General features: G+C 69.5%; 12 protein-coding genes. All 12 read right to left on the reverse strand.

Annotated elements, in window-relative coordinates; translation table 11 throughout:
- Window positions 1–18: 18 nt before the first annotated feature.
- Window positions 19–1,356 carry a flagellar filament capping protein FliD gene (fliD, locus tag KF837_15930; GenBank protein ID MBX3228810.1) on the reverse strand — a complete coding sequence of 446 codons (1,338 nt, stop codon included), beginning with the start codon at window positions 1,354–1,356 and terminating at the stop codon, window positions 19–21.
- Between the two features lie 99 nt (window positions 1,357–1,455).
- Window positions 1,456–2,283 carry a flagellin FliC gene (locus tag KF837_15935; protein ID MBX3228811.1) on the reverse strand — a complete coding sequence of 276 codons (828 nt, stop codon included), beginning with the start codon at window positions 2,281–2,283 and terminating at the stop codon, window positions 1,456–1,458.
- Between the two features lie 228 nt (window positions 2,284–2,511).
- Window positions 2,512–3,642: an HDOD domain-containing protein gene (locus tag KF837_15940; GenBank protein ID MBX3228812.1), complete on the reverse strand. Its 1,131-nt coding sequence runs from the start codon at window positions 3,640–3,642 to the stop codon at window positions 2,512–2,514.
- Entirely contained in the window at window positions 3,639–4,631 is a 993-nt protein-coding gene (locus KF837_15945; GenBank protein ID MBX3228813.1) for a hypothetical protein, read from the reverse strand. The genes KF837_15940 and KF837_15945 overlap by 4 nt, the downstream gene beginning before the upstream one ends.
- A gap of 44 nt (window positions 4,632–4,675) precedes the next feature.
- Window positions 4,676–5,449: an alpha/beta hydrolase gene (locus tag KF837_15950; GenBank protein MBX3228814.1), complete on the reverse strand. Its 774-nt coding sequence runs from the start codon at window positions 5,447–5,449 to the stop codon at window positions 4,676–4,678.
- 18 nt (window positions 5,450–5,467) lie between these two features.
- Window positions 5,468–6,055: a LysE family transporter gene (locus KF837_15955; protein MBX3228815.1), complete on the reverse strand. Its 588-nt coding sequence runs from the start codon at window positions 6,053–6,055 to the stop codon at window positions 5,468–5,470.
- Between the two features lie 85 nt (window positions 6,056–6,140).
- Complete coding sequence (locus tag KF837_15960) at window positions 6,141–6,812, reverse strand: hypothetical protein (GenBank protein ID MBX3228816.1); 672 nt, start codon at window positions 6,810–6,812, stop codon at window positions 6,141–6,143.
- Between the two features lie 169 nt (window positions 6,813–6,981).
- Entirely contained in the window at window positions 6,982–7,692 is a 711-nt protein-coding gene (locus KF837_15965) for a glucosaminidase domain-containing protein (protein ID MBX3228817.1), read from the reverse strand.
- A gap of 6 nt (window positions 7,693–7,698) precedes the next feature.
- Window positions 7,699–8,421, reverse strand: a complete 723-nt coding sequence (locus KF837_15970) for a flagellar hook basal-body protein (protein MBX3228818.1) — start codon at window positions 8,419–8,421, stop codon at window positions 7,699–7,701.
- A gap of 4 nt (window positions 8,422–8,425) precedes the next feature.
- Entirely contained in the window at window positions 8,426–9,145 is a 720-nt protein-coding gene (gene fliA, locus KF837_15975) for an RNA polymerase sigma factor FliA (GenBank protein MBX3228819.1), read from the reverse strand.
- Window positions 9,142–10,185 carry a hypothetical protein gene (locus tag KF837_15980; GenBank protein MBX3228820.1) on the reverse strand — a complete coding sequence of 348 codons (1,044 nt, stop codon included), beginning with the start codon at window positions 10,183–10,185 and terminating at the stop codon, window positions 9,142–9,144. The genes fliA and KF837_15980 overlap by 4 nt, the downstream gene beginning before the upstream one ends.
- Before the next feature lie 45 nt (window positions 10,186–10,230).
- Window positions 10,231–12,309 (reverse strand): flagellar biosynthesis protein FlhA, encoded by a 2,079-nt coding sequence (flhA, locus tag KF837_15985; protein MBX3228821.1) that lies wholly within the window; start codon window positions 12,307–12,309, stop codon window positions 10,231–10,233.
- Window positions 12,310–12,331: the final 22 nt, after the last annotated feature.

Below are 12,331 nucleotides of genomic sequence, written 5' to 3' on the forward strand. Positions count from 1 at the left end.
TTCTTGCGAGAGGGAGGGTCATTCGAATTTGGTGATCGCGCCGAGGCTGGCGGACATCGCGTTGTACTTGGCCATCGCTTGGTCGAGCGCGGCGAACTGCTTCTTGAGGCCGGTCGCGTAGTCGTCGACGCGCTTCTGCTTCTCTTCCATCGACGCGGTGAGGCGCTTGCTCTGCGCCGCGAGCGCGTCGATGCGGGTCTTCACCGGGCCCTGCGTCCCGACGAGGTCGGAGATCGTGTCGGCGAGCGTCTTCATCAGGCCGGTCGCGCCGGTCTGGGCGTCGGTCACGAAGAGCCGGCTCACCGCGGCGGGGTCCTTCGCGAGCGCGGCGTCGAGCTTCGCCGCGTCGAGCGCGATCGAGCCGTCCTTCGACGTGCTGAGCCCGACCGCGGAGAGCGAGCGGAAGAGGCTCGTCGAGGTGCCGGGGACCTGGCCCGTCACGAGCGCGCTCACCTTGTCGAGGCAGCGTCGAATCGCGGAGTCGGCGGCGAGGACGGAGTTCTGCGCCTTGGTCGAGCCATATCCCGTCGCGAGGTGCGCCGAGCTGACGATGTCGTTGTAGGCGCTGACGAACGCGTTCAGCTTCGTCTTCAGCGCGCTCGAGTCGCTCGCGATCGTCATCGTCGCGGGCGCCGTCGTGGTCTTCGTGAGGGCGAGCGTGACGCCCGGGATCGCGTCCGCGACCGAGTTCGTCGACCGGGTGACGGCGAGACCGTCCACCGTGAGCTTCGCGTCCTGCGCGACGTCCACCAGGTTCGCCGGCTTCGTCAGCCCGAGGTCGATGCTGCCGCCCTCGGTGAGCGTGATCGCGTTGCTCGCGCCGGTGTCGAGCCCCTGGAGCGAGAGGTGAAAGGAGCCTCCCGCGTTGATGATCCCCGCGCTGACGCGGGCGCCGCTCCGGCTGATCTTGGCGGCGACGTCGGTGAGCGTGTCGGTCTCGACGATCTCGATGTCGACCGGATCGCCGGAGCCGATCTGGAGGCTCAGCGTGCCGGCCTGACCGAGCGGCGTCGTCGACGAGGGCTGCGCGTCGCTGCGCATCTTCTGCGCCTTGGCGAGCTGCTGGACGCTCACCTCGTACGTGCCCGCGGCCGCGCTCCCGGTCACCGAGCCGACGAGCGCGGTATCGGAGGAGGTCGCCGCCATCGAGACGAAGCCGGAGGGGGTCGCGAGCGCGGTGGCCGCCGTCTTCAAGGCGTTCAGCTTCGTCGAGAAGGAATTCACGGTCAGCGACGCGGAGTCGACCTGCCCCTTCTTGGTGTTCAGCTGGACGATCGGCTTCTGGGCATAAGAGACGAGCTGATCGACGAGGCTCGCAGAGTCGAAGCCGGCGAGGCCGGAGAGCTGAATCGGCATGAACACGTGCTCCGCGAGGGTGGCTATTGCATCAGGGAGATGCGAGGGGGTCCCCGGCGACCCTCGGCGCCGGGGAGCCCTCGGTCAGGGGTTTGGGGATCAGCCGCGGAGGAGCGAGAGCGCGACCTGCGGCGTCTGGTTCGCCTGCGAGAGGATCGCGGCGCCGGCCTGGGAGAGGACCTGGTTCTTCGAGAGGTTCGCCGTCTCCGACGCGATGTCCGTGTCCTGGATGCGCGAGAGCGCGGCGGCGGTGTTCGTCTGCATCGACTGGAGGTTCGTGACCGCGGCGCTGAAGCGGTTCATGCTCGCGCCGAACTGCGCGCGCTTGCCGGACAGGGTCTGGATCGCGGCGTCGAGGGACGTGATCGCCGCCTGCGCGTCGTCGAAGCTGTCCACCTTGCTCGCGTTGACCGAGAGGCTCGTCGAGTCGACGCCGCCGAAGTCGACGCTGATGCGGTCCGTCGTGGCGGTGCCGATGCCGACCTGGAAGCTCTTCGACGCGGTCGCGCCGGAGAGGAGGTTGATGCCGTTGAACTGCACCGAGGACGTGACGCGGTCGATCTCCTGGAGGTTCTGCTGGTACTCCTTGTCGATGTTCGCGTAGTCGTTCGCGCTCATCGAGCCGTTGGACGCCTGCACCGCCAGCTCGCGCATACGGGTGAGGAGGCCGTGGACCTGCTCCGCGCCGCCGTCCGCGGTCTGGAGCATCGAGATGCCGTCGTTCGTGTTGCGCTCCGCGACCGCGTAGCTGCGGACCTGCGCGTTCATCGACTTCGCGACGCCGAGGCCGGCGGCGTCGTCCGCGGCGCTGTTGATGCGCATACCGCTCGCGAGGCGGGCGAAGGACGTCTTGAGCGCCTCCTGCGACTTCGCCATCTGGTTCTGCGCGTTCATCGAAGTAACGTTGGTATTGACGCTGAGGCCCATGGTTTTTTTCTTCCTGTTATCTTGTAGAGGGTTCGTAGCGTTTCATCGTCTCGCTACATTCTGGGGAACGGTATTTTGCTTCGTTCCTTGAATTCTTTTTTTCGGGCTCAGCCGTTCGCATAGACGCGGACCGGCTCGCGCACGCCGGCGATCATCCGCGCGATCAGCTCCACGACGCAGGCACGGAGGGCGCGTCGGCGGCGATCGCCGAGTACGCGCCCGGTCGGGTCACGCGGCGTCTCGTTCGGCGAGGTACTGATCGCGGAGCCGGTCGACGCTCGTCGCGAGGCCGAGGCGCGCCACCGCGGCCGGATCGACCACGTCGCCGCTCACGATCTGGTGCGCGACGTACACCGCCGTCGTCACCAAGGACGCCGTGCGCGGCAGCTCGTGGTGACCGAGGACCGCGTCGACGATGATCGGCGGGACGCCCCAGAGCCCGAGGACGTAGCCGCCGACGTCGGCGTGGCTCGACCCGAGGAGCTCCTTCTCCGCGACGTGGATCGGGACCATGAACTCCTCCGCGTGCGCGCGCACGGCGGCGACCTCATCGGGCGCGCCCTGCTCGAGGACGAGCGCGCCGATGTCGCAAAGGAGCGCGGCGGTGTACGCGGTGCGCTGCTCCTCCGGCCCGACCATGCGCGTCGCGAGCGCGGCGGCGTCGAGCGACGCGCGGTGCATCGCCTCGAGCTTCGCGGCGGGGATGCCCGTCGCGGCGAACTCGGTGAGGACCACCGCCTGGAGGAGGTCGAGGCCGAGCCGCGCGGTCGCGGTGCGGACGTCGCGCACGATCTGGCCGCGCGCGAAGAAGGCCGAGTTCACGATGCGCAGCACCTTCGCGCAGAGCCCGGGATCCTGCGCGACGAGGTCGGCGGCGTCGCGGAGCGAGGCGTCGGGGCTCGCGATGACCTGGAGGATCTTGCTGTGGACGCGCGGCATCGCGGGGAGGCGCTGCACCGCGGAGGCGAGCTCGGCGACGCGGCGGTTGGGCGTCAGCGCGCGGAGGTAGAAGGCGTTCTCCACCACCTCGGTGAGCATCTTCGGGCTGCACGGCTTGCTCAGGAACTGGTGCGCGGTCCCGAGCGCGCGGAAGGCGTGCTCCTGCTCGGTCTGGCCCGAGAGCACGATGCGCGTGATCGACGGATAACGCTGGTGCACCTCGGCGAGGAGGGCGGCGCCGTCCATCCCCGGCATGCGCATGTCGGTGACGACGACGTCGAAGGGAGACGCGGCGAGCTTCTCGAGCGCCTCCGCGCCGCTGGTCGCGGTCGCGACTTGCCAGTTGCCCGCGGCGTCGAAGAGCATTCGCTGAATGCCCTCGAGAACGCGCGGCTCATCGTCGACGAATAGGACTTTCATACCAGTTGCCTCAATGGTGCCCATAGCGTCGAAGGACGCTCCTCGTGGATGTCGACCGGAAGCCGGACGATGAAGGTCGTACCGACGCCGACGGCGGTGTCGAAGCCGATCTCGCCTCGATGTTTGTCGACGACGACGGAATAAGCGATCGCGAGCCCCTGCCCCGTCCCCTTCCCGACCGGCTTGGTCGTGAAGAACGGGTCGAATACCCGATTACGCGCGGCGTCGGGGATCCCGCAGCCGGTGTCCGACACGCGGATCTCGGCCCAGCCGCCGGCGTGGCGCGTCTCGACCCGGATGACGCCCTTGCCGTTCGAGCCGCCGATCGTGACGTAGTCGATCGCGTGGGCCGCGTTGACGATGAGGTTCAAGACGACCTGGTTGATCTCGTCGCGGAGGCACTTCACGAGCGGCATGTCCGGATCGAAGGACGTCTCGACGTCGGCGACGTACTTCCACTCGTTCGTCGCGACCGTGATCGTGGTGGCGATCGACTCGTTGAGGTCGCACGGCACCTTCTCGCCGCCGCTCGGATGCGAGAAGTCCTTCATCGCCGACACGATGTGCGCGACGCGGTGGAGGCCCTCCATCGACGACTCGATCGCGCGCGGCGTCTCCTTCAGCACGTAGTCGACGCGTCCGGCGTCGTAGGCGGCGGCGGCGCTCGCGACGAGCTCGGGCGTGAGCTCCCCCGCGCGCGCGGCCTCGATCACGGCGCGCGACGTCAGGACGAGGTCCTTCAGGCGATCGAACGCGCGCGCGAGGAACTCGACGTTGTCGGTCACGTACTGCGTCGGCGTGTTGATCTCGTGAGCGATGCCGGCGGCGAGCTGGCCGATCGCCTCGAGCTTCTGCGCCTGGAGGAGGCGCGCCTGGGTGCTCCGGAGATCGGTGAGCGCCTCCTCGAGGCGGGCGCGATGGTCCTCGAGCTCGGCCATCGTACGCGCGCGGCCCATGCTCGGCGGCGGAGACGAGATGAGAGGTTCCATCGCCCATGGACAACGGCCCGCCGCCGGAGTCCTGAAGGGGCGGGCTAGCTCAGCCTTGCAAAATGGGAGGAAACCTCGGAAATGACGAGCTCCGGCTTCGTCAGTGGGGCCATGTGGGGAGCCCCCGGCAGGTCGACGAGCGTCGCGTTCGGGCGGCCGCGCGCGAGGGCGAGCGCCATCGCGCGCGCGGCGACGGTGGAGCGCTCGCCGCGCACGATCGTCGCCGGGACCTCGAGCTTCCAGTCGGCGAACGGGCGATCGTCGGAGAAGCACGCGCGCACCTCCTGGAACATCTTCCACCCCGCGGCGAGGCTCAGCTCGCGCATCATCGGCGGGAGCTTCTTCCACGAGCCGGGGCGGTTCCAGTAGTCGACGAACGTCTCGAGCCAGGGCTCGCGGCCGCCGCTCTCGAGGTCGAGCACGAACGTGGGATGCGACGCGAACGCCTTCGCCTGCGCGACCGCCTCCGGGTCCGACGCCTCGTCGTTCGCGAGCGCGCCGAAGAGGACGGGCTCGAAGAGGAACGCGGACGCCGCGCGCGACCCGAGCGCCTCGAGGACGTAGAGGCCGACGAGCCCGCCATACGAGTGCGCGACGACGTGGACCTTCGCGCCGTCGTCGGGGATCCGCGCGAGGAGGTGCCGCGTCTCGTCCTCCACCGTGACGGTGACGCCGCGCTCGACGGTGGGGTTCGGCGCGTAGCCGAGGTTGGCGGGGAGCAGCATGTTCCGCCCGCCGACCGCCGCGACCGGGACACCCGACCAAAGGAACGGCCCCACGCCGGTCGAGTGAATGAAGAGGACATGCTCCTTCGCCATTGGGAATTCGATGCTCGCTCAGCGGATCAGGTTTCGAAGGACTCCGAACGCGGTCCAGGACCCCGAGGCGATGAGGAAACCGCCAATCCCGCGGATGAGCCAGGTGAAGAATCGACGCGGAATGCGATCGTGATATCGCGTCATGAGCACGAGCAAGATGGCATACCAGCCGTTGATCCCCGCGACGACGCCGAGGCCGAACGGGAGCCCGAGCGCATAGCTCGTCGCGAGGAGGCCGCGCGACGTGAGCACGCCCGCCGTCGTCGCCCAGGTGACGATCGCGACCGGATTGAAGAGCGCGGTGAAGAAGCCGAGGGCGAAGGCGCCGCGCGCACGGCCGCTCGCAGGCGCGGCGCCCGGCGTCTCCTGCGGCCGCCAGCGCACGAACGTGGCGCCGACCGCGATGAGCACGATCGACGTGAGCGCGCGGACGATCGGGAGCGCGGAGGGATGCGCGTCGAGGAGCGACGACGACGACGCGAACGCGATCCCGGCGTACGTCGCCTCCGGCAGCGCCGCGCCGAGGCCGATCTTCCGCGCCTCGGTGAAGCGCCCCTCGATCGCGCGCGTGACGACCATGACGCCGGAGGGACCAGGCAGCGCCATCGTCCCGCAGAACGCGAGGACGAACGCGAAGAGGAACGCGAGGACGATCGCCAGGCAGCGAGCCTACCTCACTTCGTCGCGTCGCTCAGGGCTCGATGCAGCACGCGCCGTCGTCGTCCGGCGACCGGATCGGCGCGTCGAAGACGATCCGCGTGAGGGCGTCGCCGTACGGCTTCACCTCGAGGACGCCCGTCAGTCGATCCTCCGTGCGCGACGTGATCGTCAATTGGCCGGTCCAGGGATCGCCGCCGGGGGTGCCGCCTCCGCCGCCCTCCTCCGACCCGTCCGCGTAACAGGTCCTCGCCCAGCTCATGACGCCGTGGACCTCGACCGGCTCCGGCGTACCGATGCGCGTGAAGGGCTCACGCGACGAGCTCGACGTCGCGGCGATCATGTACGTCCACCCGTCGTCGGTGCGCGATGCTCCGCGTTCGGGATCGAACCCGTGCACCGTCGGACGCGAGAACTGGAGCGAGAGCTCCCCGTCGTCGACGAAGACCGTCACGTGCTCGGCGTCCAAGCCCATACGAAAGCCGTCGGTCTCCTCGTGGAACGTGCCGCGCGGACCCGCGATCGAACAGACCTCCTCCGGCACGTCGGGGAACGCGATCGCGTCGTCGTCGTCCGAGCGCGGTTCGGTCCGCGCGTCGGGGACCGTGACGCCGGAGGGGGTCTCTCCGTCGTCGGCGAGCTTGCCGCCGCACGCGGTGAGGATCTGGAACCCGACGAGGAGCGAAACCGCCGAAGCTCTGCGCATGGGCGGCGGTCCGAGCAACCGGCGTACCGCGCTCTTTCATCAGAGATTCACGAGTATTTTCGTCGTTCGAGCGCGCTTACTTGCGCGACGAATTGCGCATTCGCGTCGAGCGCGCTCCGGCCGCGATCCAGGCAGCGCGGACAATTTCAGGGCCACCTGATCGCTCCAATCACTCGTCGTCGTCGTCGTCGTCGGCAGCGCGGACAGGATGACGCGCGATGGCGTCGAAGACGCGGCCCAGAGAGACGGTGTCCGCGAAGTCGCTCGACGACGAAGCTCCCAATCCGCCTCCGAACGTGTCGCTGAAGTTGGCGAGCGCAGGCGGCTTCGACACCTGCGTCATCGTGGCGGGCTTGCCCGAGAGCACGTTCAGCGCGTTCGCGTACTTCGCTTCATCGGCGGTGTAGTAGTGCGCTTGCTTGAGCGCGTGCGCGAAGCCGTTGATGTCCCCGACCTCGGCGCGATCGACCGCGGCGCCGAAGCGGCTCCGCATGAGGCGAACGTAGTCCTCCGCGCCGGCGTCGAGCGATCGATACGCGCGGAACCCGTCGCGGACCTCGACCTCCTTGCCGCCCTTGACCTCCTTCGTCCGGAGGCGCGCGGTCTCGTTCGTGCCGGGGGCGCCGCCCTTGATGCCCCCGAAGTTGTAGTTGTACATCGACGCGCCGCTCGCGGTCTCGAGCGACGCCTGCGCCGTCAGCGTGTCGAGGAGCGCGGCCGACGGCGCCCTGCCGGTGACCTTCTCGTGCGCGCGCGCGATCGCGCCGCGGATGTCCGCGCGCGTGACCGCCGTGCGCTGGGCTTCGACCGGAACGGGCTCCCGCTTCGGGCGCTCCGCGTGGAGCGCGGCGCTGTTGCCGCCGATCGCGCCGATGCCCATACGCGATTACTCCGTCGCGCCCGGCGTGGTGGTGAGGACCTTGCGGTCGCACTCGCTGAAGGTGTCGAGCATCTGCTTGAACGCGTCGAACGTACGCGACGCCTGCACCATGTCCGTCATCGAGCTCACGACCGACGCGTTCGACTCCTCGACGACGCCGAGCTCCACCTCGGGATTGGCCACTTGGCTGACGTTCCCGCGCGACGCGAGGACGCCGTTGCCTTCGTGCACGAACGTGGTCCCCTCGTTCGGCCTCACGACCTTGAGCTGCGCGACGACGGCGCCCTTCTGCGTGACCTGTCCGTCGGCCGTGATCGCGGGCGGGCCCTCGCTCGGCGAGAGCTGGATCGGCTTTCCGTCCTCGCGCACGAGCGGCTGGCCCGCGGCGCGGAGGACGCCGTCGGTGCCCATCTTGAGGTCGCCGGCGCGGGTGTAGCGCTCACCGCGCGCCGTCGTCACCGCGAGGTATTCGTTCTCCTTGAGCGCGATATCGGCCGGATTCCCGGTCGCGCGAATGGGTCCGCGGGTGGTGTCGAGCGCGGTGCGGTTCACCGCGCCGTAGTGGAGCGCCTGGCCGCTCCGCGTCGCGCCGCGCAAGGCCTCGTTGAAGATCGGGCGCATCTTTTGATATCCGGCCGTCGTGGCGTTGGCCATGTTCTGGGCCGTCGCCTCGAGGGCCTGCTCCTGCGCGACGGCGCCGGAGAGCGCGACATAGAGACCGCGGCTCATTCGATCACTCCTTCCCCGCCGCCGCGCGCAGGCGGTGGACGGCCTCCGTATGGATCTGGCATACGCGCGACTCCGAAATATCGAGGATGGTCCCGATCTCGCGGAGCGTGCGCTCTTCTTGGTAATAGAGGGCGAGGACGAGCTGGTGCCGCTCCGGTAATTGCTTGATCGCCTTGGCGACCACGGCCTGCATTTGCTTCTTGCCGAGGAGGTCCTCCTGGAGCTCGGCCGGCGTCGCGACCGGCGTCTCGTCGATGTCGAGCATCTCGAGCTTGTCCATTCCGGACTTGCCGAGCTTCTCCATCGCGGTTCGATAGTCGGCGACGCTCATCCCGAGCTTCCGCGCGACGTCCTCTTCTTCGGGCGTCTTGCCGTCGCTCTTCGAGGTGAGCTCGCCCATCGCTTTGGCCACTTTGCGCGACATCGCGCGGGCCGAGCGCGTGGCGGGGTCGAGCGAGCGGAGGTGGTCGAGCGCGGCGCCGCGGACGCGGAACATCGCGAAGGCCTCGAACTCGTCCTCGGTCATCCCCTCCGGCGCGCGCTCGAACGCGTCGCAGAGGCCGACCCAGCCGTAGCTGACGAGGTCGCTCACCGTGACGTGGCTCGGCAGGCGCCGCGCGAGCTTCATCGCGGTGCGGCGGACGAGCGGCAAGTACCGGTCGTAGTCGGCGCGCGTGAGCCTCCGTTTTGGAGCCGGCGCCGGGATCTTCTCCGCCGCGCTCATTGGACCTTGCTCGGCGAGAGGGCGTCCACGAGCGTCCGCGTCTCGGCGGCCATGACGTCCTCGGGGACACGCTGGCCGTTGCACACCGCGGTGATGGGGAGCTTCGTCGCGAAGGACGCGTGGATGACGCCGGCGGGCGTCGACGTCTCGTCGAGCTTCGTCACGATGAGGCCGGTCGGGTTCGCGTTCGCGAAGTCGCATTGCACGCGCGTCATGTCGCCGGCGCGGATGGCGGCGGGGACGCAGAGGAGCACCTCGACCTTGCGCCCGCGCGTGGCGCGGACGTCGTCGGCGCCGAGGAGCGCCTCCGTCGCGGACGCTTCGACGGGGCGGCCGACCGTGTCGACGATGATGACGTCCGCGGTCTCGGTCGCGACGATGTCGAGGAGCTCGTCCTGGTTCATCGCGGTGTGGAAGCGGGCCTCCATCAGGTCGGCGTATTTGCCGAGCTGGTCGATCGCGCCGACGCGGAAGGCGTCGCACGAGACGAGCGCCACGCTCTTGCCGGCCATGATCGCGCGGGCGGCGAGCTTCGCCGCGGTCGTGGTCTTGCCGACGCCGGCGGGGCCGACGAGCCCGACGAGGACCGGCCCCTCCGCCGCGAGCTCCCACGGCGCGGCGGCGGTGTCGATCATCGACGCGAGCGCGGCGCGGACCTTCTCCCCCGACTTCTTCGCGTTCGCGATCCGCGCGAGCGCCGCCGCGGCGGGGCCCTCGACGCCGCACGCGGCGATGGCGGTGGTGATCTCGTCTCTCTCTCTCTGCGTCGTCTGCGCCGCGACGAGCTCCGCCACCATCGCGCGGAGCGACGCGAGCTGGGCGGCGAGCTCGGGCGCCTCTTCCTTCTTCGGCCGGTTCACCGCCGCGCGGAGCGCGCGGGTCTCGCCGCGGAGCTCGGCGCGGAGGCGCGCGATCTCCGCCTGCGCCGCCTCTTCGGCGCGCGCGCGGGGACGGACGGGCTCGTCGGCGTAGACCTCGGGAGCGAAGAGGATCTCGCGCGTGGTCTTCTTGACGGGCTTCGGGGCGTAGGGGTTGTTCACGATGTCTTCCTAAAGGAGGTGAGCGTTTTGACGTTCACGAGGGAGTCAGGCAGCGAGGCGGTCGACGACGCGGAGGGGAGCGGAGGAGTCGATCTCGCGGAACGAGACGACCGGGACCTGCGGGAGCTTGCGCTCGAGGATGGCGCGCACGTAGCGGCGGAGGTCCGGAGCGGTCACCACGAGGGGAGATGCACCATGCACGCCAAACCCGGCGAGGCTCTTCTCCGCGTTGTCGGCGAGGCTCTTGAGCATGTTCGGGTCGAGCGCGCCGCCCGTTCCCTTGGCGATCTCGGAGAGGCTCTGACGCAGGACCTGCTCGAGGCGGGGATCGAGCGTCATGGCGTTGACGACGCCCTCCGCCTTGAAGCGAGCGGTGATCTGCGGCGCGAGGCGCTCGCGGCACATCTCCGTCATCTGCTCGGGGTCCTTCGTGACCTGCGCGAGCTCGCCGAGCGACTCGAGGATCGTCCGCATGTCGCGGATCGAGATCCCTTCCTTCACGAGGTTCCGGAGGACGCGGACGACGTCGCCGAGCTGGAGCAGGTTCGGGATGACGTCGTCGACGAGCTTGGGGCTCGACTTCGCGAGGATGTCGACGAGGTGCTGGACCTCCTGCCGCCCGAGCAGCCGCGGCGCGCTCGCGCGCACGACCTCGCCGAGGTGCGTCGCGAGGATGGTGGAGTGATCGACGACGGTGTAGCCGAGCGCCTCGGCGAGCTCGCGGTCGCGCTCGGCGATCCAGTACGCGGGGAGCCCGAAGGTGGGGTCGACCGTCCGGTCGCCGTCGATCGGCGGCGACGAGCCCGTCGCGTCGATCGCCATCACGCGGCCGGGCGCGCACTCGCCCATCGCGACTTCGGTGCCGAACACGAGGATGCGGTACGCGCCGGCGGGGAGGGAGAGGTCATCGGTGACGTTCACCGGCGGCACGACGATCCCGAGCTCCTTCGCGACCTCCTTCCGGAGCTTCGCGACGCGATCGAGCAGCGTGCCGCCGCGCGCGCCGTCGACGATGCCGACCAGCTCGTAGCCGACCTCGATCGCGAGGGGATGGATCGTGAGCGTCGAGTCGATCTCCTCCTGCGCGGTCTTCCTCGGCTCGCCGGCCGCCGCCTCGGCCTCGGCGATCGCGGCCGCGGGCGAGCCGGGCGCCGGCGTGGCGGCCTTGGTCTTGCGCGCCATGTACGCGAGGACGGCGGCGAGCGACAAGCAAGGCAGCGTCGGCATGCCGGGCATGAGGCCGAGGGCGGCGATGATTCCGGCGGTGATGTTGACGACGCGGGTCTTCGCGAAGAACTGCGTCGACAGCGCGCGGCCGAGCTGGTCACCGGTCGCGCTGCGCGTGACGACGATGCCGGACGCGGCCGACATGAGGAGCGCGGGCAGCTGCGAAGCGAGCGCGTCACCGACGGAGAGGATCGAGAACGTCTCGGCCGCCTTGCCGACGTCCATCCCGTGGGCGATGCCCATCGCGAGGCCTCCGAGGAGGTTGATCGCCATGATGAGGAGGCCCGCGATCGCGTCGCCGTGGACGAACTTCGAGGCGCCGTCCATCGCGCCGTAGAAGTCGGCCTCGCGCGCGAGGTCGTCGCGGCGCGTGCGGGCCTGGTCGTTCGTGATCGTGCCGGACCCGAGGTCGGCGTCGATCGCCATCTGTTTGCCGGGCATCGCGTCGAGCGTGAAGCGCGCGGCGACCTCGGCGACGCGGCCGGAGCCCTTCGTGATGACGACGAAGTTGATGACGGTGAGGATGAGGAAGACGACGAGCCCGACGACGACGTTCCCTTCGACGACGAACCGCCCGAAGGCCTCGACGACGCCGCCGGCCGCCCCGTTCCCTTCCCCGCCGTGAAGCAGGATGAGCCGTGTGGTCGCGACGTTGAGGCTCAGCCGCAGGAGCGTTCCGACGAGCACGAAGGCGGGGAACGCCGAGAACTCGAGGGCGTTCTCGATGAAGAGGGCGGTGAGGAACACCCCCACCGAGATCGCCATCGACAGCGAGATCATCGCGTCGATCAGCCAAGGCGGCATGGGGAGGATCATCATGAGGATGATCCCGATGATGGCGACCGGAACGATGACGTCCTTCCGCGACGTCACGCCCTTGACGCTGCCCTGACTCACACGAGCCTGAACAGCACGTCGC

This window comes from Labilithrix sp., from assembly GCA_019637155.1.
Lineage (GTDB): Bacteria > Myxococcota_A > Polyangia > Polyangiales > Polyangiaceae > Labilithrix.